We start from the raw sequence: 20,283 nt of genomic DNA, 5'->3' as shown, positions 1-20,283 counted from the left end.
TATTGCAGGTTGAGACTATTTGGCCGCGTTTCGTGCTTCAGTCAGCCAACCGTTCCATTTATCCTGATTTTTGGTAATCCACTCATCTACGTGTCCTTGGATATCCTTGGCACTCTTTTCACCTTCGTTCATCCGAGTATTTTGTTCGTTGATATCACTAAGTGGCAATGTAAATACCTCAAAAAACTTCCTCGCTGCCGGATTCTGCTTGGTGAATTTTTTGTTGGCGACTATCTGGATGTCTGAAACGACAAAACCAAGCTTTACCGGATCAGAAACCGCGCCTTCAATTCCATTCACTGTCATCCGTTCAATTGCAGAACTTTGCGCCTTTGTCGGCTTTATTTCAGGCACGTTGATCCATACAACGTCCTTGCCTGGCTTCAGTTTGAAAATGGTCCAGTTTGGTGCCCAGGTATAGAAGAATATTGGTCCACCATTTTTATAACCCGCCATCGCAGATGCCATTCCTGCTGCATATGAAGCGGTCACCGGATTGATAGCATCTTTGAGATCGTATACCTCCATATGGTGACTGATTATTTTTTCACATCCCCAGCCTGGTGGGCAAGCAGTCAGATCGGCCTTGCCATCACCATTGGTATCAAAGGCTTTTTTCACCTCAGGGCGTTTAAAATCTTCAAGGGAAGTAATGTTATATTTATCTGCCTCTTTTTTAGACACCAAATATCCTTGCAGGCCACCGGCCTTAACCACAAAACCAACTTTCTCACCTTTGTTATAAAATCCTTTTGGCATCTGGTCATCATGATTTGGAAACCAGCCATTGGTCCAGTAATCAACATCACCGAGAGTCACTGTTTTGTAAAAGATCGGATTCGACAGATCTTTAGGTTTTTCTACATCATACCCAAGTGTTTCAAGGCCCCGTCGTACCAGAGCTTCCTGAAAAAATCCCGTATCCCACGTGGCCCGCGCAGGTTTGACTGTTACACCTTCACCTGGCTGGTGATTATCGGCAAGAGCTGCTGACCCTGTCATGGTCATTGCAGCGAAAGCTGCACCCATTATTACTTTCTTAATTCTCATTTTCGTTCCTTATTTTTTTGTTGCCATAGATTGGGTCATTATCTTCAAAATAATTACCAATATTACATCTCTGCCTTTGGACATAAATAAGCACATTCATTTTTCTTTTAGGTTATATTTTAACTAATATGTTGAAATTGAGAGCATTTTTAAAAATATGATAAGAACTTAGGCTTGTTCCGTTAAAAACATCATTCCCTCTTAAAGGCATTATCAGCTTTGTCCTCTTTTTTGAAAGCGGTGCCATACGTTTTACGAAATACTTGGGGTTTTGGATAAAAAATAACCCGTAAGCACTGTATGTGTGCTCCGGGTTACCAATAAGCTATTGCAGGTTGAGACTATTTAGCAGCATTGCGTGCTTCAGTCAGCCAACCGTTCCATTGATCTTGGTTTTTGGCAATCCACTCATCTACGTGGCGTTGAATGTCCTGTTCACTCTTTTCGCCATCGTTCATCCGAGTATTCTGTTCGTTGACGTCGGCAAGCGGTAGGGTAAAGACTTCAAAAAATTTCCTTGCTGCCGGATTTTGTTTGGTGAATTTTTTGTTGGCGACGATCTGGATGTCAGAAGCGACAAAACCAAGTTTTACTGGGTCAGAAACTGCGCCTTCAAGCCCCTTTATCGTCATTCGTTCAACAGCTGAACTTTGCGCTTTGGTAGGATTGATTTCAGGTACGTTAATCCAGACAACGTCCTTGCCTGGCTTCAGTTTAAAAATGGTCCAATTTGGTGCCCAGGTATAGAAGAATATTGGTCCACCATTTTTATAACCCGCCATCGCAGATGCCATTCCTGCTGCATATGCCGCTTTCACCGGATTGATAGCATCTTTGAGACCATATACGTCCATATGGTGGGTGATTATTTTTTCACATCCCCAGCCTGGAGGGCAGGCAGTCAGATCGGCCTTGCCATCACCATTGGTATCAAAGGCTTTTTTCACCTCAGGGCGTTTAAAATCTTCAAGGGAAGTAATGTTATATTTATCTGCCTCTTTTTTAGACACTAAATAGCCACCCAGTCCACCGGCTTTCATTACATAACCAATCTTTTCAGCTTTTTTATCAAAATTTTTCGGTAGTTGATCGTTATGCATTGGAAACCAACCATTGGTCCAATAATCAATATCACCGAGAGTGACCGTTTTGTAAAAAATTGGATTGACCAGAGTTTTGGGCTTTTCAACATCATACCCCAGAGTCTCAAGACCTCGTCGTACAAGCGCTTCCTGAAAAAAACCGGTGTCCCATGTCGCTCGAGCTGGTTTAACGGTTATGCCTTCTCCTGGCTTGAGCGTATCAGCAAGAGCTACTGACCCCGTCATGGTCATTGCAGCTAAAGCTGCACCCAGTATTACTTTTTTAAGTATCATTTTACGTCCTTATTTTTTGGAGTTGCCATTGATTGGGTGATTCTATCTAGAATGATTGCTAATAAAACAATCGCAAGACCGCCAACCGTGGCCAAACCAATATCAAGTGTATTTAAGCCCAGAACGACAGGTGCCCCGAGGCCTCCTGCGCCGATCATTGCGGCGATAACCACCATGGAGAGCGACATCATGATGGTCTGATTAAGGCCAGCCATGATGGTCGGAAGAGCAAGTGGTATCTGAACTTTAAGTAAAACCTGCGAGCTTGTTGCCCCAAAGGCGAGCGCAGCCTCGACTAACTCTGGGTGTACCTGCCTGATACCTAGACTGGTTAATCTAACCAACGGTGGCAGGGCAAAAATGATGGTTGCAAGAACACCCGCTGTGTTGCCAATAGAAAAAAGCATCACAATAGGTACCAAATAGACAAAGGCTGGCGTTGTCTGCATCGCATCCAAAATGGGTCGTAGAATATTATTAACACGATCACTGCGTCCTGCCCATATACCAAATGGCACTCCAACAACGGTGCAGAACACAACAGATGAAAATACCATGGCGAGGGTTATCATGGTTTCTGACCAGAAACCAAGCAGACCGATGAGAATCAACGAAGCAAGCGTAAAACCAGCAAGTTTGAAACCTGACACCCGCCAAGCAATGACGCCAAACAGTGCAATAACTAGAAGAGGTGAAGTTGCCAGAAGTCCGTCTGACACACTAGATAAAATGAAGTCTACGGGCCATTTTATCATCTGGAAAAACCATCGATACCCTTCGACCAACCAGTCAACAAGACTTGTGATCCATGCATCTAAAGGAATAACTCTTTCATCAAAACTGAACATAATATAAAACTCCTGAAGCTAGTATTCTAAGATGCTGACTGCTCAAAATAAGTCCCTTTCTCTGCACGGTTTAAGGTACGAAGAAACAGATTTTTAGAAACAACTCCGCGATATCTATTTTCTGAGTTTACAACTGGAATAGGCCAAGAATGAGAAGCTACCAAAGGTAAAATGTCTTGAAGACTATCGGTTTCCTGAACCGATTCTGCTTCTGTAAGAAAAGCATGCTCAAGTTTGCTGGTACCATTTCCTTGGTCAATAGCGTCACGCAGGGAATCTGAAGAGACAACACCTAAAAACCGGTGTTCTGAGTCGAGTACATATGCAAATTCGCGATCTTTAATACTCAACATTTCTAATGTGGCTCGTGGGCTACCAGCTTTAGTATGCCAAACAACCGTTGGATGGGTATCGCGGGCAATGTCCCCTGCGGAGATAACACCAGTTGGATCTACACCACGGAAAAATGCTCGTACATAATCATCAGCGGGATTTTGCAGAATCTCTTCTGGCGTCCCCACCTGAATCACTCGGCCGCCCTGCATAATGGCAATTCGGTCACCAATACGTAATGCTTCATCTAAATCATGGGAGATAAAAATGATGGTGCGCTCATGACGATCTTGTAGTTTAAGCAGTTCGTCCTGCATCTCTGTCTTAATAAGAGGATCAAGCGCCGAAAATGCCTCATCCATGAGCAAGATATCAGGATCAACCGCTAAGCCTCGCGCCAATCCAACTCGCTGCTGCATACCACCACTTAACTCTTTGGGATATGCATTTTCTAAGCCTTCAAGTCCGACTTGTTTTAAAGCGTCTAGAGCTCGCTCTTCACGCTGTTTCTTATCCATACCATCAAGCTCTAGTCCAAATGCAGCATTTTCTAACACAGTTTGGTGAGGCATAAGAGCGAAGGACTGAAAGACCATACTTGTTTTACTTCTGCGAAACCTTACCAGCTCATCCTTATTCATTTTGAGGATATTTTCACCATCAACTAACACCTCTCCAGACGTTGGTTCAATGAGCCTGTTTAGCATTCTTACTAGAGTTGATTTTCCTGAGCCAGACAGACCCATCACGACAAAAATTTCACCTTTATTTACTGTAAAACTGGCACCTTGCACTGCAACTGTAAGCCCTGTCTGTTCGTAAATTTCTTCTTTGCTTTTCCCTTGTTCAAGTAATTTTACCCCCTTACGAGGGTCTGAACCAAAAACCTTGTAAAGGTTTTTTATCACTATTTTTTCCATAATATTTTCCATGACGCTCTTTTACGTCGTTTTGCTTTTTTGCACTAATCGCTACATAAAAAGCACATGAATAAATTCTGCGCTGTTAAATATTTACCACACACTTTCGCGATATATTTTATACAGTAGTCCCATAACGCTTAGCATGTCAATGTTAGTGTTTTTAAAAGTAAACCTAAATCATTGAATTTAATTGAAAAATATAATGGTTATTATTCTTGATTTTATTAAAAACCACTAAGCATGACCACCCAAGATTATTGGTTAAATAACAAATAGCGCTTTAATTACCCTTTCAAAATGGTAATTAAAGATGGCCAGACCAAGACAAACTATCGTTAGCTTAGAAGACACACCTTATTATCATTGTTGCTCACGAGTTGTGCGTAAAGCTTTTCTGTGTGGCATTGATAACTCGACAGGCGAGAATATTGAACATCGTTGTGAATAGGGTGATTCTCGTATACTTGAATTTGCTACCATCTTTGCCATTGATATTTGTGCTTATACATTCTTATACATTCTTATTCATAAGCAGGGAGCATTTATTAAACGTTCGAAATAATGACAAAGTTAAAAGTAGAATTGAGAACTTTGGTTCCGGTATAAGTAAAATAGGCATTTTCCTAATAATTATTTACTTGCTAATTTATTTGGTTATCTACCTAAAAATTCTTGATTACGTGTTCTATAGTTAAGTGATACTTAACAAGCTAAGTCATCGGGAAACCACTCACTGACAGCGACAAAGCGTTCGTGTTTTCCGCTGCTTGGGACGTTAGCTTATTTAGTCATCAAAACAGGAGATAGATACATGATAAAAAAATTATTTTGTATGGCAATTACATCTGCATTTATGTGCGGCATGTTTTCCACTGCTTTTGCTGCAGGTGGCGGTGATGTAGTAACCAGCGACCCGAGCAAGCACTTTGATCTAAAAGGTAAATTACCTTCTAAATTCACTATTGAATTGCAAAACGGGCTTCGTAAAAGCCTGCCATTTGAAGACAAACGTGATTTTGAAGAAGCGAAAAGAGGTTTTATTGCAGCACCAGATTACAAGCACATTATGGCCGAAGCCGGCAACGTAGCATGGGATATGGGTAGCTACGAATTTTTACTCAAAGAAGGCCAGATCTTCGACAGTATCAACCCTTCTCTACAGCGTCAGGCTATTCTCAACATGGCCTATGGATTATATGAAGTGTTACCTGGAAAAATCTATCAGGTGCGTGGTTACGATCTGGCTAATATCAGTTTTATCAAAAGTGATACTGGGTGGATTATCTTTGACCCTCTAACGGCTAAAGAAACTGCCGCTGCCGCACTCAAGTTCATCAATCAACAACTTGGTGAACGACCCGTGGTGGCTGTTGTTTACTCTCACTCGCACGCAGACCACTTTGGCGGCGTTCGTGGCGTTGTCGATGAAGCCGATGTTAAAAGCGGCAAGGTAAAAATCATCGCACCTGAAGGTTTTATGCACCACGCAATTGCCGAGAACGTAATGGCCGGTAATGCAATGACACGTCGCATGTTCTTTCAATACGGTGTGTTGCTGCCACGCAGTCCGTTTGGTCATGTTGACCAATCAATTGGCAAGAACACCGCAGCCGGTAACCTGGGGCTGATTGAACCTAATACCATCATTAAAAAAGACTTCGAGGAAATGACCGTTGATGGTGTCAGAATGGTATTCCAGAACACACCTGGTACCGAGGCACCTGCTGAAATGAATACCTGGTTTCCTGATATGAAAGCTTTCTGGGCAGCGGAGAATATCACTGGCACAATTCACAATATTTACACCCTACGTGGCGCACTGGTGCGTGACGCACTTGAGTGGTCCAAGCAAATCAACATTGCGCTTTACAAGTTTGGTCAGGATGCAGAGGTGATGTTCGCATCACACAGTTGGCCGCGCTGGGGAAATGAACGTATTCAGGAGGTGATGCGCACCCAACGTGATACTTATGCACACCTGAACAACCAGGTTCTGCATTTGGCTAACCAGGGTGTAACTATTAACCAAGTTCACAATGTCTACAAGTTGCCCGACAGCCTACGTAATCAGTGGTCAGCACACAGCTACCACGGCTCTGAAGAGCACAATAGCCGTGCGGTTATTAATCGTTATCTTGGATATTGGGATGCCAACCCCGCTACTCTGACACCCTTATCACCTGAAGATTCAGCGCCGCTGTATGTTGAAATGATGGGTGGTGCCAAGAAAATTATGAATAAAGGCAAAGAACTCTACGATCAGGGCAAGTATCTGCACGCCACTGAGATTCTAAACAAGCTAGTTTATGCCGAACCGAAAAACCAGGGCGCAAAAGACTTGTTGGCCGATGTATATGAACAGATCGGTTATCAGAAAGAAAGCCCGAGTGTTCGTAACAGTTTCCTTGCTGCAGCTTACGAGTTACGTCATGGAATGCCGAGCGGTGCATCACCCAAAGCGTCAGGACCTGATATGATTCGTGGCATGTCCACTGCACTATGGCTGGACTTTATGGGTGTGCGTCTGGACACCAGCAAGGCTGAAGACAAGCATTTCATCATTAACTTTATTACCCCAGATAATGGTGAGAAATACCTGGTTGAATTGAGCAATTCTACACTTACCAATATTGAAGGTATTCAGTCACCAAAAGCCGATCTCACCATTACCATGAATCGCTCCGAGCTTAATGATGTGATGATGGGAAAAACAAGCTTTGATGACAAGATCAAGGAAGGTAAAGCGAAGTTAAAAGGAAACAGCAAGCCTTACGATGAACTGAAAAACATGCTGACAACTTTCACTATGGTATTTGAACTGCTACCTGGCACCTTGCCAGATGCCGCAGCGGCACCTGCTAAAGTTAATCCGTTTAAACAAGATACGCCTGCTGACTCATCAGGTGGCTGATGCATTCCCAAGCCTAGTGTTGCCAATTGTCGGCAGCTAACAAACGGTTCCAGCGGACGGAGAGAAGCCGCCGCTGAACCAAGCATTACACTTTTTTCTAGTATGGAGTGCTAATGAGAATTTTTTTATTAATTTTAGGTTGGTCTTCTGTTATCGGGAGTTTCGGTGATGGAGCTCTTGGCTTATATGCACTTTGGATTAATTATTTAAACGAATGGTCTTTGTTAAATATTTCAATTAATGAGTTCCTAAAAGAGTATGTTCAATTTATTTACTGGGTTAAGCAAGTTGCCTTTTACGTTTTACCTGAAGGTGTAGTTTTATGGTTGTTTAATTTGCCTGCATTATTATATTTTCCAATTAGGATAATCATGAGCATATTTATAGGTTGGTGGGCTCTGTCCAAGGCGGCACAACTATCAAAACAAACAGTACAAAGTTAAAACGTAAAAAAAGTCATTAAATCAGGACAAAAAGCAGTTGTTTTTGCTCTTTCGTTGCTTATTTTAACCACCTATATTTTGCCACATGGCCACCCATTCCAATTGGATAAATAATAAAGACTCAACTAGGCTTTAGTTACCTTTATCTCTAACAGGTAACCTAAGATGGCCAGACCAAGACAAACTATCGTTAGCTTAGAAGACACACCTTATTATCATTGTTGCTCACGAGTTGTGCGTAAAGCTTTTCTGTGTGGCATTGATAACTCGACAGGCGAGAATATTGAACATCGTTGTGAATAGGGTGATTCTCGTATACTTGAATTTGCTACCATCTTTGCCATTGATATTTGTGCTTATGCATTCTTATTAATAAGCAGGGAACAATCACTTACATGTTGTTTTGAAGATTGATGCAGATAAAGCAAAAGGCTGGTCAGATAAAGATATTCTGATCCAATGGCATAAAGGTTTTAAAGGGATATTACTGACGCCGAAGCTTGTTAAAGGTGAAGACTTAAACAAGTTTGAGCATAAAACGGTTAATGACGGCATAGCCCGATACCGACAACGCTTGGTGGATATTAGTTGGTTTATGCGTTCCTTGTGTGAGCCAATAACTAGAATGGCCAATAAAGAAGATAAATGCACAGGTCGTTTCTATTCGCTGCCACCCCCTTCGGGCCAGCTAAAGCTGTTTAAATTGATTCCCGATAAATTTGTGGAAAGGTCGTTTTAAATCTCAAGCCTTATTAGATGAAGCAGCTGTATTAGCTTGTATGGCTTATGTCGACATCTATTCACCAATAGAAAGGCCAATTCGCGCCAAGATGGCAGCTACACCAGAAACCTCTGATTACACCAGTATACAACGGCGAATAACCTCAGCGAAAAAGGTGGACAACCTACCGAACTATTACCTTTTGTAGGTAATGAGCGTCAAGATATGCCTAAAGGGTTAATGTTCAATGTCAAAGACTACATCATGCTGGTGGAAGATATGGGCCGTATCATTCGAGAAGATAAGCGCGGTGCAATAAGCTCAGGTAGCCAAGACATTCTAAATAGGCTGAATCTTCCGGCTGAAAACTGGTTAAAAATAACCACAGAATTTAGCGCGTTATTCAAAGGTGCGGTAGGGGCTTTGCTTGCATTAACGGAATATTGTGCACATCTAGAGCGAAAGCGACGACAAGGTGCATCAAACTGCCAACGTTGGTAATGCACAACGCTATAAGCTAAAAAAACATAATTTACCCTATACTTTTTTATCATGCACTTATGATGTGTTTGGTAAGCCATATCGAGCTATTTCTTAGAGCTTATAAGGCACTTTTAAGTAATCTAGCCTATTCTGCCGATTGAGATAATTTTAATTGCCTGTACAACTTCAAGTTTAAAGGCATTATGTTGATACCAAAAAATGAGCAGCATATTTATTAATATATGGCATATTTACTATTTTTTAATACTGATATTGTCTCGATTTTATGGATTGATGTTGTTAACAAAATGGTTGATTGATGCGCAGTTAAGTTATAACTATCTAATATTTTAGCCAATTGTTAATTATTGGGCTAATCTTTCAAATCTCTTTATCAACATTTAGACAAACACATGGTCTACGAGTGTTAGTCGCTGTAATCACAACACTGGAATACAACATTAATGAGCATTTCTAATTTATGGGCAAGTGAACTTGAATATCGTCGCACAGTGTTAAAGGCAGTGTTAATCGTCATTATTGTAGCTGGCAGTATTTTTGTGGTTAATAACTGGTTTAGCGGTTTCAAAGTGTATGCCATGGTTGAACTAGTTGTGGTGTGTCTTTGTATTGGTATTCTGGTTATTCATAAGAGTACACCTAATCTTACCTTGTGGTGTTCAGTATTTTTATTTTCCCTCTATACGGTTATTTTAATTGGTATTTATAGTGCCTCATTTAATTCTGGGTTGTTTACTTGGTTGTTTATTATCCCCGTTTTGTCATATCTATTATTGGGAATTAAGCTAGGAACGATATATACAAGTGTGTATATGGCTACAGGTGTGGCTATTTTGATTTACGCTTTGTTGTTCAATATTGCTGATATTTATCCGATCACTATTGCCAATATTGCTTTATGTTTAGCGGCCATTTGGGCATTGTCTTTTAGTTATGAATCTAAGCGAGCGGAAGCAGTAGAGCGTTTGCAACAAATGGCATCAGTTGATCCGTTAACAGGGTTAAATAATCGTTTATTGTTAGATTCTATTTTCGAGATGCTGTGCCAAAGTTTGCCTGATAAACAACAATCAGTGTCTATGTTATTACTTGATCTTGATTATTTTAAAAAGATTAATGATCAGTTTGGTCATGATGTGGGTGATAAGGTATTGGTTGAGGTATCCAGATTAATCAACGATATGCGTCGTCGGAATGATTGGGCTTTTCGTTTTGGTGGCGAAGAATTTTGCATGTTAATTCCTAATACGAGTTTGCAACAGGCTGAGCAAATCGCAGAGCGTTTGCGCATTGCGATAGATAAGATTACAACTGTTGATGATAATAAACTCAATATTAGTATCAGTATTGGCGTTGCACGTTGGCCCGATGATGGCAGTCAGTTATCGCAGGTTTATAAAGCCGCTGACGAACGGCTTTATAAAGCGAAAGAATTAGGACGTAATAAAGTTGTTTCTCACTAAAGTGATCAACCAAGAGCCAGTAATAACAAATAAAGTGTAGTCAGCAACAATTGTTGGTGGCTATTTTATACCAATCCGCATTAGAATTTGCTCTTTTAGCGAAAATTATCAGTGAGGTATTCGAGGCAGCCTTTTGAAGGCATAGTCGTTCTCGGCAACTGCTCCTGCATCCATACAGTCGTACGTTAAGAAAGGCTAACAAAGAAGACCACTCTGATAAATTCGCCCTTCGGGGCTGTGTCACAACCCCCATTACGGCTTCAAATAACTTTGATGTAGAAGACTACACCTACAGTCATTTTCATTGTACTGGGCCTAGTGACGCAGCCTAAAATAGATCATATTCTAATAAGGATTGGTTTTATGGTTTAGTTTTATGAAGTAAATATGACATAGGCATCCACCGTAATCTTCTTATTGATCCGATGGAAAATAGACTTCTTCAAGCAGATTTCAACGTCGGCAATATCTATATAAAATGACAAAGACACTCACCTTATTTTTCATCTTGATACGATGGCAAGCCATAGACCTCTTCAAGCTGATTTAAAAGCGGTAGAAACAGCATCTCTACTTCGGCAATATTTATATGGCTTTGGTTAGGGAAAAAGAAATGGCTATTGCGATTGCGCCGGGTACGGATAATGACATAGAACATCTGACTGATCAGTTTTGTGTTTTGTGGAGGAAGCTGTATTTGTTTAAAAAGCTTATTTTCAGCATTTTTTAGTGCCGTACTGATTGTCCCTGTGTTGATCTGTGCGACATAATTGATCTCTAGTTTTTTTAGTATTCCATCCAACCATGCATTACTTAAAGCGGTGACTTTTTCACCATATTCACCATATTCACCATGGGCCCTTTTTTTGAAAAAAAGGATATTATGCTTTAGCAGGCAAGCTTTGAGCAAAATCTCTGCGGCAAGTGAAATGTTACGCCAGACATCAACCGTTTCGAAAGGACTATGTTCACCGATATTCGCAATTTCATAAGTGCCGTTATGGTAAGTAATCACATTTTGAAAAGTAGACAGGTGAATGGCATAGCGGTGATTTTGTTCTGCAATATTACTGATATCAACATTTATCCCGTCTCCAGTATCAATATTCATTGTATTTATCCTCTTCAATATCACTCATCGCTTTTCTTCTTCCAAACGCAATTCATTTATCAGTGATGCAACCTTTTTATCTGTATGACCAGTAATAAGATCTCTTCCTTACAAGCTTTATCTAACAATTGAGGAGCATAAACGAGCGAGCAAATAACATTGTTTTCTAGAATAACATGCTCCCCATATTTATTGATGGATGGTCTTATGCTGCCTAGCAGACATAAAAATAACGCCAGCAAGTTTCAGCTCATTATTGGAGGTATACCTTCACAGTCTACACCTCACACAAGAGGGTGGAATTCTGGCATTTAATGAGCCAATTGGTTTGTCAGGTAACAGCACTCTAAAATGGGTGGTTTGGACTAGTTGGCTGCTTTACTGTCCATCTGGAAAGTTGGATACTTGATGAATAGTTATTGGCTTATCTATTGTGGCGTTCAATTTTTAAAACCGAACATAATAAAGCCGAATGTGGATTTCAAAAGCTATTAGCGTTATCGTTAACTAATAAGAAAATCAACAGAGACTAAAAATAGCGGGTGTTCCATTTAAGCCCACTTTTGTCAGCTCTAGGCATTAGGCTCCAACATCATCTCATCTACTCTTTCGGGGGGAAACGATGTCAGAAAATGTAAACAATGCACTCATAGAAGCAATCAATGATGAGTATAAATCACGTGCAACATACCGTGCAGTCATTAATAAATTTGGTGAAATACGGCCATTCATTAACATAGTCGCAGCCGAAGGCCGTCATATTGATGCCTTATTACCTTTGTTTGCTAAATACAACATTGCTATTCCTATTGATGATTGGGATTCACGCATAAAAACACCCGCAACTATTCTTGAAGCATGTCAATTGGGCGTTGAAGACGAAATTGAAAATGCACAAATGTATGACAGGCTACTTGAGTTAACAGTAGATTATCCTGATATTCAAGCAGTGCTAAAGCAATTACAAAGAGCATCAAAAGAAAATCATCTTCCCGCTTTTCAGCGTTGCGTGGAGAGAGGCGGTCGAGGACAGCAAAATCGACGCGGACAATGCTGTAAGTAGGTTGTTAACATGGAAAATACATTTTGGACGGCACTTGCCACGAGTTCTCTTGCCGCTGTTGTTACTACAGTCGGTATATATACAGTACGTAAGTATGTAGATTGGGGGCAACGCAATATTACCTATTTTATGTGTTTTGCTGCGGGTGTATTAATATCGGCGTCGTTTCTTCACATTATTCCTAAATCATTGTCAATGAACCCTAATGCAGCACCTTATCTATTAGTTGGATTTTTTGGCTTACATTTATTTAATCGTTTTCTTACCGCATTTGTATGCCAGAAAGACCCTGAAAAAGAGCAATATGGCATTGGACTTGTACCAATGGTGGGTATTGGTTTTCACTCGTTTATCGATGGGTTTATCTATTCTATTGCGTTTACCGTGAGTATTTTTACTGGTTTTCTCGCCACTGCGGGCATGGTTTTACATGAATTCCCTGAAGGCATCATCACCTATCTTTTATTGGTAAAAGGAGGGTTTAGTGAACGAAAAGCGGTGATTCTTTCTTTTTTTGCAGCCGCATTAACCACCCCGGTAGGTATGCTTGTCTCATTTCCACTCATCAATCAAATTGATAAACCAATGTTGGGGGCTTTGTTGTCATTGTCAGCGGGTGCGCTCATTTATGTTGGGGCAACACACCTCTTACCTAAAGCTGAACAAGAACACAAAAAATACAGTTTTGTTGCATTGGGTGGTGGGATACTGGTTGCTATTATAATAGTACTTTCAAAAGGTTAATTAAATTATGAATCCAGTTAAACAATTGACTAACTAATAGATTAGGGGCCTAACAAATAGGTTAGGCCGAGTGAAGTTGTGTTGTTATTGAATGTTGAACAAGCTTTATATTGTATTAACAGTAGGTAACTAATCTGCTTAGATATCTTCTACCGTTTCATCTTTCAACGATTCAGTGGTGTTATCCGTTAACGTTATCAATAAGCCTGTGAGTAGGCTCATGCTGTAACCCAGTGCGGCACCTATAATAAGCGGCGGAATAATTGCTGCTATATCGGCATTTAAGGCAAATGTGATACAACAACCAATAAACGTACCGGGAATAAAAGCGAAGTTTTTATGACTGGCTTGTAAACACATAAATGCAGTAACAATGCCTGTTAACGCATAGCTGATCATTGGCGAGCCCAGCACTCCGCTACCTGCAATAATTAACCATCCCCAGAATACACCAGAAAGATTAGTCATTATCGCCATTATCATCCCTTTGGCGCCTGTTTCTGTTTGAGCAAAAAAAGTACTGCAACCGAGAAAGCCAACCCATGTCACGAGTTGAAATACATCAGCAAGACCAGCCCAAACAGCCGCTAAAAAACCTGCAGAAATTGCAATTTGCCAACGATTAGCCATGGTCGCCTCTATAACGTAAAAATAAGAACGGTGAGTTCTAAATTTAGCACAATAAAAGAAAGCCATGCAGTTTAGTTTTATAAAAGTCGATCCAGTTCGCAAATAATAGTAAATGCTAATAAAACAAAATATCCTGGAACTTGGTAGGCGCTGGCGTATTTAGCTTCGGATTATTTAAGTTTTGCAAGTTTAGGTTTACCCACAGTGCTTGATGGTTTTATCCAATAAAATTGTGGCGTTACTTATCATCATTAATGGTTACAGTGGATATTATGAGGGAGCCTGGATCGTGATTTAACGGTGTTCTCAGTGATGATAGTGAGTCTATGTCTTTCGTTTACGCAATATGGAATATTTAGTGGTAAAACATCGTAGAGCCAGAGTTTGTCACTTAATATGGTTGGTACATAAGTAAGCAGTGCGTCTCCTTAATGAGTTTATGTTGTTGACAATAAGGACGCCCACATAAGAAACTGTGGCGTCAATATCCCCCCCCAAAAATGCGATACAAATGCATAATAGGAAATAACAAGCATGCCTCACCAAGACCAGAGCATTAGTGTCAAAATGGCGGCTCCATTCTGCATATTATTAATAGTAATACTACTACTGCAGGTGGTTGGTGTGTATGTCAGCAATAGCTTTTTAGCTTCGGGAGGGGTTAAAGGTTATTGGATTATAAGTCGGTTAATCTTTCCATTTGTTCTCGTTTTTCTACTGGCGATACCGTTAAAACAACTGTATTTCTCTAAACCTACAATTAATCGTGAAAACCTGCTGCTGATGGCTTTCTTTTTTGGTCTTTTGCTTTGTTTATTTGTTTACCTACAATTTTTTGCAGCAGATTATTTATCTCACTATCGCCATGGTCGCTCTTTAGACGCGCTAAGAGAAGCAGGTAAGTTTCAGCGTTTTCTGATTTTTACCGCTTCGACCATAATAGGCTGGGAAGTCCTTCATCGCGGGTTTTTATTGGGTGGTGGTCAATATTGTTTAACCAAGCATTACAAAATAAATCCTGTGGCGGCCGCTATTATCATGACCGTTATTGTGTGTATCTTTGAAGTATTATTCCACATTAAAAAACCTATCTATGAAGCTGTAGGTATGATTTTCGCCTCGCCTTTATTGTCTTATCTAACGATTAAAACTCGCAGCTTATGGCCTGCGTTAACATTTCATTTATTGATTGAGTTAGCATTTGGCTTTTCCGCGTTTTATTATTCTGTATATTAATCGTTTCATTAATAAATTTTTAGAAATAAACTTGCCCATATATAACAGTTATCGATGATTATAAAAATGAATGTCAGGGTTAGTTATGAGGCACGTTGAGCTTTGTTTTTGAGTCATTACAGTGGCGAATTGACAGAGTATTTTTAGCCCCATTAGTGCTGATAATCTCATAACATCCCAAAATCATCTGTTATTATTGCAAGTGGATTATTAATGAGCATCCGATGTGCACATGCACCGGAAGGCCTGTATCAATATGCGATTTCATTTCAGGAAAACGAGAAAATATGATTACTTTTCATCCCATTGGCTATGCTAAAACCCCATTTGAAGAAATTGACAATGTACCTTTACAAAGTGCTGGGATCTCAAATGATATTGCCGAACTCATAATCCATGAAGAGTTTGTCGAGGGGCTGGATGATCTCCATGGTTTCTCGCATATCTATGTATTGTTTCATATTCACAAAGCTAAAGGTTCAGCTTTGAAGGTTAAACCATTCTTAGACACTGAACATCGCGGTATTTTTGCCACTCGCTCGCCAAAACGTCCGAACCCTATTGGGCTGAGCATTGTTGAAATTGATCGTATTGAAGGAGGTCGCGTTTTTGTTAAAGGGATTGATCTGCTTAACGGCACACCGATCATTGATATCAAACCCTATATCCAATCATTCGATAATATTAAAGACACCAAAGATGGCTGGTATGAACAAGGCTTTGACCCCAAAACGACTCTTTCTGATGATCGTTTCGCTTAATAAGTGACAAGCTAAGGTCTAATTAATTTAACGTTAACATGATTCCTGATTCTGGTTGGCGAAAACGTAGTTTTAGTTTCAGCTTTTGAGCTCCTTAAATTTAATAGGTCGCTAATGCAACGCTTCGAATATTGTAATGCTAATACCTGCGCTGAAGAGTTGCTTGCTTTAGGGCCAGTGAATATGAAAATGTGGTACTTATTTCAGTGGCTCACGGAACATGAGCAATTACGTTATGGTACGCAGGCTGAAATGGTAAAGCTGTATATTAATAAAGAGCTGGTTGCTTATGGTTTACTTGAAAATTATGAAGCCCGAACGGATAAAACTACCTTGTATGAGGGTGATTTATATCAAGATTTGGGCGTGGTGCATTTTGTTACCATGCCTGAGCATCGTAAAAAGGGTTATGCAAGCTTAGTTGCTGATGTGATGTACAAAGATATTATTCAACCTTTGTTAGTCCGCCATAATGATGTTCGTGCTTATGTTACCGCCTCTGAGCGCGCGGTGCCGTTAATTCAGCGTACTGCGATTGATGCTGCTAACTTAGTCACTCAATTTTATTCAGATGCTACCTTTAAAGAAAAAGTCGTAATGCAGATAAACCCTCGCTAGGCTCATAAAACAGAAGTTCACATATCACTTAGCCAGTCTTTAGTTGCCTTTATTTATTGGTAGAGAGCAGAGCCAGAAGAAGCGATAGTCAGTTTACTGGTCACACTTTTTTATCACTGTTTATTTTGTGCCTTCGGCATAGTATTTTTCTCGGTATTTTGTTTTGTTGAGGGGAACAATGTGCGAGTAGGTTGTTTGATGTATTACTGATGAATTTGAATAGCCTCGAGAGGCTATTCAAATTACCGTTGAACGTTAATCAATTAGGTGCTTTGGTTATTTCCGTGATAAATATTCGAGAATATCTAAACCAGAAATTATGCCTTCAACTTCACCTTTTTTGTTAGTGACAACAATTTTATAAGTATGAGTGCGTTTCATATCATTGACTATGCTAGCGATTGGTTGTTGTAGGTCAACCAAGAGGGCATTTGTTAACGGTAAAACAGATAAAGGGTTATCCAAATCAGCCCCGTCTGCAACGGAATCAATGATCTGTTCCATCGACACTAAACCTTGTATTTTTTGTTGATTATCAAGCACCGCAAGGGAATGTATTTTCTCTTCAGAAAGCAACTGGATAGCTTGCCTTAAGGTATCATCTTGATGCAGTGAGAATATGCCCATATGAACAAAATCTTCGGCCACTGAAGGGGCTGGTTTTCCATAAATACGATCTGTTAGTTTGACAATCCAAGCTCCCATTTGCACTTGGATGATATAGCCTAGAGAGATCACTAGCGCAATATCTGAGCCTTCTTCACCAAAAGCGGTCATAGCAATTGCTAGTGCAATCGACAGGTTACGCATAACAGTACCGTAAAGTAATGCGATTGCATCTCCCCTTTTAAACAGCAATTTTCCTATTATGGTGCTAAGTAAAAAATTTGCTAAATATAACAGGACTAATGGAAGCAATATTTGGCCGAGTAATATAGGGGAGCCAATGATAGTTTTAGATTTCAGCGCCATGGCAACAAACACAATGCCCAGCACGCCTAGAGTAGAAAATGGTGGAAACTTACTTTTGAGTTTTTCTTGATAGTGACTCATACCATAGAAATGAATAAGTGCACGTTGTATCAAGTGACCAATAATAAGTGGAATGAGTACGATGATGACGACTTGCTGAACCATCTTCATCATATCTATGTCTACATTTTCTCCTATTAACAAGTTGATATATATTGGCGTCAGTAAAGAACCCAATAACAAGCCAAAAATGGTCATTTTAATTGCAGCCGGTATATTCCCTTTTGCCATGCCTGTCCATGAGATAGTCATACCTGATGTAGGTAAAAGCCCAGTCAATAATATTCCTAAAACTAAGTAGTGATTGTCTGGGAAAAAATACAAACCGATGGCAAAAGCTAAAAATGGTGTGATTGCAAAGTTAATAAACTGAGTAGCCAGTTGTACCTTTAGGTCGCCACCCTCAAATACTTTTCGAATGGGTAAGTTAATCATCATTGGCAGTACCATCAAGAAGGTAAGCGGTATGATCAAGTTCTTTAGGTAGCTAACGTCATTAAAGTAACCATAAATTAGGGCTATCACCATAGTGATAGGAATGCTTATTACGAGATTTTTTTGCAGCCAGGAAAGCTTATTCATTGCAGTCTCATTATATTGTTAAGTCGGATTGAACTATCTGTCAAAGTAATTACGACATTCATGTGAAAGCTTAATTACCCTAAAATCCCAATAAAAAACTCATTTACCATCCACGTTATTGGCATATGCCACATACTAAGTAAGTTAACACTTTCTAAGAACGTGTGTCAATGTGATGTAAAGTCGAAAAACCGCTTTGATAATGTTTTCTTATTTAATTGATATTTTTTATGCTCTAAATGCAATTTGGATCTTGATAAGGATGTTGGTTATTGTCATATATGAATGACAGGCTTAGTGCGGAAGAGCGGGTTTTATCAAGTTTTTAGCTACTGATACTATTTCAGTAAAAGTGAATAGAAAAAATGGTTACCCAGACCATTGAAGCCGGTATTGTGAATGTATTGTGTGCAAAGCTGGTCTGAACCCGCTTTTTTTGTTAGTGAATGGTTGCCATGTTTGGCTTTTTTTTGGGGGGGGGAAGTTCACATGAGTGCCATGATGCTTATGTTACCTATGATGCTATGGGATTATTTAAATGTAACTTTTCCACCCACCATTTTTAATGCTGGGGCGCCTCTGACTAACGTATCTCGGGCAAATACCTGGCTACATTCTGGACATGTGCCCAGGGCTTTGGTGTAGTCTTCAACAATACGTTCCTTGAAGCATTTGATTAAGGCCCCTTTGCCCCCTTTGCGATACTTAAACAATTGAGTTTTACACTTAGCACAAAAGATGTCGACGGTGCGAGAAGGACCTTTCTTATTCGGTTTTGCCATCTGGTTAGTTTACTTTACGGTTTGTTAAGTGCTTATGCCTATTGTAATAAAAACTGCAGGATTACGCTAAAATTAGCTATCGTTATCTAATAAGAAGCACTGCTTGAAATGGCTAATTGATTTTGGGCACTCATATGTTTTTTGAGTTGCGATTCAACGTTTATGGCGGTTTATGGCATTATCACGTTACAGAAAGTTGAACAATTCTACGCCAGGTTATATCCTCCAAAGGAGTTAGTCATGTCTCTGTTGTTAACCGTTATTGTATCAACACTGCTCGCGGGTTTGGCTATGCCGTTAGGTGCTGTTATTGCTTGTTTTGAAAAAGTGGGCAGTGAATGGCTTGAGCAAGAATTTAGGCATAGTGTAATGGCTTTTGGCGGCGGAGCACTATTGTCTGCTGTTGCGCTAGTTTTGGTGCCAGAGGGAATCGCAAATCTTAAGCCATTACCAGCTTGTATATGGTTAGTGGTGGGAGGGCTTAGCTTTATGGCTGTTGATATTTATCTTAAAAAAATAAATACCCCAGCCAGTCAATTTATTGCCATGCTTTCTGATTTTATTCCGGAATCAATTGCACTTGGTGCGGCGTTTGCCACTGGGAATAGCTATGCATTTTTACTTGCTGCTTTAATCGCGTTGCAAAACGTACCGGAAGGGTTTAGCGCCTATCGTGAATTAAGTGCAACAGCCACTTACAGACCATTTAACATTATCATCATGTTTGCTTTAATGGCTGTGCTGGGTCCAATTGCGGCAGTGTCTGGTTATTTATGGCTATCTGAGTCGCCAAAAATTATTGCTGCAGTAATGCTTTTCGCTTCCGGTGGTATTCTCTATTCAATATTTCAAGATTTAGCCCCTCAGGTAAAACTAGAAAAGCGTTGGGCGCCACCAATGGGGGCTGTGTTTGGGTTTGCACTTGGTATGTTGGGGTTAATGTTAACAACATCATGAAATGAGTGTGGGGCTAAAAGCATTTTTTCTCGAACGAAACTTAACCAGTAAAGATTAACAAACCCTAAGGTATTGAACAACAACGAGACTAAACAATAGTCCGTTTAAATGACATGCTCTATTAGCTTTATTATCTTGAATGGTTCGTAAAGCTTTTAAATGGTGTGAGTTTTAGCATTGGTTAGCGTTTTGAAT

Annotated in this window: 19 protein-coding genes and 1 pseudogene; 12 read left to right on the top strand and 8 right to left on the bottom strand. The window is 40.0% G+C overall.

The annotated features are described in order from the left end of the window. Positions 1 to 15 precede the first annotated feature (15 nt). From proX (FCN25_RS06285) to proV, 4 genes are all read right to left on the bottom strand, one after another. Positions 16 to 1,050: a glycine betaine/L-proline ABC transporter substrate-binding protein ProX gene (gene proX, locus FCN25_RS06285; protein WP_137222995.1), complete on the bottom strand. Its 1,035-nt coding sequence runs from the start codon at positions 1,048 to 1,050 to the stop codon at positions 16 to 18. Between the two features lie 341 nt (positions 1,051 to 1,391). Continuing rightward, complete coding sequence (proX, locus tag FCN25_RS06280; RefSeq protein ID WP_137222993.1) at positions 1,392 to 2,426, bottom strand: glycine betaine/L-proline ABC transporter substrate-binding protein ProX; 1,035 nt, start codon at positions 2,424 to 2,426, stop codon at positions 1,392 to 1,394. After that, a complete protein-coding gene (locus tag FCN25_RS06275; protein WP_137222991.1) occupies positions 2,423 to 3,274 on the bottom strand; it encodes a proline/glycine betaine ABC transporter permease in 852 nt (283 codons plus the stop codon). The genes proX (FCN25_RS06280) and FCN25_RS06275 overlap by 4 nt, the downstream gene beginning before the upstream one ends. 26 nt (positions 3,275 to 3,300) lie before the next feature. Further along, positions 3,301 to 4,527 (bottom strand): glycine betaine/L-proline ABC transporter ATP-binding protein ProV, encoded by a 1,227-nt coding sequence (gene proV / locus FCN25_RS06270; RefSeq protein WP_175405929.1) that lies wholly within the window; start codon positions 4,525 to 4,527, stop codon positions 3,301 to 3,303. A 313-nt stretch (positions 4,528 to 4,840) separates the two neighbouring features. Between proV and FCN25_RS06265 the strand changes: the two genes are divergently transcribed. From FCN25_RS06265 to FCN25_RS06245, 6 genes and pseudogenes are all read left to right on the top strand, one after another. Beyond that, positions 4,841 to 4,978, top strand: coding sequence for a hypothetical protein (locus FCN25_RS06265; protein ID WP_254693728.1), 138 nt, complete (start codon positions 4,841 to 4,843; stop codon positions 4,976 to 4,978). Between the two features lie 363 nt (positions 4,979 to 5,341). Continuing rightward, a complete protein-coding gene (locus FCN25_RS06260) occupies positions 5,342 to 7,441 on the top strand; it encodes an alkyl/aryl-sulfatase (RefSeq protein ID WP_137222987.1) in 2,100 nt (699 codons plus the stop codon). Positions 7,442 to 7,554: 113 nt separating this feature from the next. Then, positions 7,555 to 7,884, top strand: coding sequence for a hypothetical protein (locus tag FCN25_RS06255; protein WP_137222985.1), 330 nt, complete (start codon positions 7,555 to 7,557; stop codon positions 7,882 to 7,884). A 165-nt stretch (positions 7,885 to 8,049) separates the two neighbouring features. Beyond that, positions 8,050 to 8,187, top strand: coding sequence for a hypothetical protein (locus FCN25_RS21080; protein WP_254693728.1), 138 nt, complete (start codon positions 8,050 to 8,052; stop codon positions 8,185 to 8,187). A gap of 45 nt (positions 8,188 to 8,232) precedes the next feature. After that, positions 8,233 to 9,106, top strand: a pseudogene (locus FCN25_RS06250) (transposase). Positions 9,107 to 9,552: 446 nt separating this feature from the next. Beyond that, the gene (locus FCN25_RS06245) at positions 9,553 to 10,572 is read left to right on the top strand and encodes a GGDEF domain-containing protein (protein WP_137222983.1); all 1,020 of its coding nucleotides are present in this window, start codon (positions 9,553 to 9,555) and stop codon (positions 10,570 to 10,572) included. A gap of 496 nt (positions 10,573 to 11,068) precedes the next feature. Here FCN25_RS06245 and FCN25_RS06240 read toward each other — a convergent pair whose 3' ends face one another. Next, entirely contained in the window at positions 11,069 to 11,683 is a 615-nt protein-coding gene (locus FCN25_RS06240; protein WP_137222981.1) for a hypothetical protein, read from the bottom strand. A 622-nt stretch (positions 11,684 to 12,305) separates the two neighbouring features. Between FCN25_RS06240 and FCN25_RS06235 the strand changes: the two genes are divergently transcribed. Together FCN25_RS06235 and FCN25_RS06230 are read left to right on the top strand one after the other, a co-directional pair. Then, positions 12,306 to 12,746, top strand: coding sequence for a DUF2202 domain-containing protein (locus tag FCN25_RS06235; RefSeq protein WP_137222979.1), 441 nt, complete (start codon positions 12,306 to 12,308; stop codon positions 12,744 to 12,746). A 9-nt stretch (positions 12,747 to 12,755) separates the two neighbouring features. Next, positions 12,756 to 13,490 (top strand): ZIP family metal transporter, encoded by a 735-nt coding sequence (locus FCN25_RS06230; RefSeq protein ID WP_137222977.1) that lies wholly within the window; start codon positions 12,756 to 12,758, stop codon positions 13,488 to 13,490. Between the two features lie 138 nt (positions 13,491 to 13,628). Here the strand turns inward: FCN25_RS06230 and FCN25_RS06225 are convergent, their stop codons facing one another. Beyond that, on the bottom strand, positions 13,629 to 14,120 hold the full coding sequence (locus FCN25_RS06225) for a DUF1097 domain-containing protein (RefSeq protein ID WP_137222975.1): 492 nt from the start codon (positions 14,118 to 14,120) through the stop codon (positions 13,629 to 13,631). Positions 14,121 to 14,654: 534 nt separating this feature from the next. Between FCN25_RS06225 and FCN25_RS06220 the strand changes: the two genes are divergently transcribed. From FCN25_RS06220 to FCN25_RS06210, 3 genes are all read left to right on the top strand, one after another. Continuing rightward, positions 14,655 to 15,356, top strand: a complete 702-nt coding sequence (locus FCN25_RS06220) for a CPBP family glutamic-type intramembrane protease (protein ID WP_137222973.1) — start codon at positions 14,655 to 14,657, stop codon at positions 15,354 to 15,356. A gap of 287 nt (positions 15,357 to 15,643) precedes the next feature. After that, positions 15,644 to 16,117 carry a tRNA (N6-threonylcarbamoyladenosine(37)-N6)-methyltransferase TrmO gene (tsaA, locus tag FCN25_RS06215; RefSeq protein WP_137222971.1) on the top strand — a complete coding sequence of 158 codons (474 nt, stop codon included), beginning with the start codon at positions 15,644 to 15,646 and terminating at the stop codon, positions 16,115 to 16,117. 114 nt (positions 16,118 to 16,231) lie between these two features. Next, positions 16,232 to 16,735 (top strand): GNAT family N-acetyltransferase, encoded by a 504-nt coding sequence (locus FCN25_RS06210; RefSeq protein WP_137222969.1) that lies wholly within the window; start codon positions 16,232 to 16,234, stop codon positions 16,733 to 16,735. 276 nt (positions 16,736 to 17,011) lie between these two features. Here FCN25_RS06210 and FCN25_RS06205 read toward each other — a convergent pair whose 3' ends face one another. Together FCN25_RS06205 and FCN25_RS06200 are read right to left on the bottom strand one after the other, a co-directional pair. Beyond that, complete coding sequence (locus FCN25_RS06205; protein WP_206194443.1) at positions 17,012 to 18,205, bottom strand: bile acid:sodium symporter; 1,194 nt, start codon at positions 18,203 to 18,205, stop codon at positions 17,012 to 17,014. A 674-nt stretch (positions 18,206 to 18,879) separates the two neighbouring features. Next, the gene (locus FCN25_RS06200; protein ID WP_137222965.1) at positions 18,880 to 19,131 is read right to left on the bottom strand and encodes a hypothetical protein; all 252 of its coding nucleotides are present in this window, start codon (positions 19,129 to 19,131) and stop codon (positions 18,880 to 18,882) included. A 240-nt stretch (positions 19,132 to 19,371) separates the two neighbouring features. On the opposite strand from FCN25_RS06200, the gene FCN25_RS06195 reads away from it, so the two are divergent. Further along, positions 19,372 to 20,088: a ZIP family metal transporter gene (locus FCN25_RS06195; protein ID WP_137222963.1), complete on the top strand. Its 717-nt coding sequence runs from the start codon at positions 19,372 to 19,374 to the stop codon at positions 20,086 to 20,088. Positions 20,089 to 20,283: the final 195 nt, after the last annotated feature.

Source organism: Shewanella sp. MEBiC00475 (genome assembly GCF_005234075.1).
In the GTDB taxonomy this organism is placed as follows: domain Bacteria; phylum Pseudomonadota; class Gammaproteobacteria; order Enterobacterales; family Shewanellaceae; genus Shewanella; species Shewanella polaris.
This window is presented reverse-complemented; position numbering and strand designations above follow the sequence as displayed.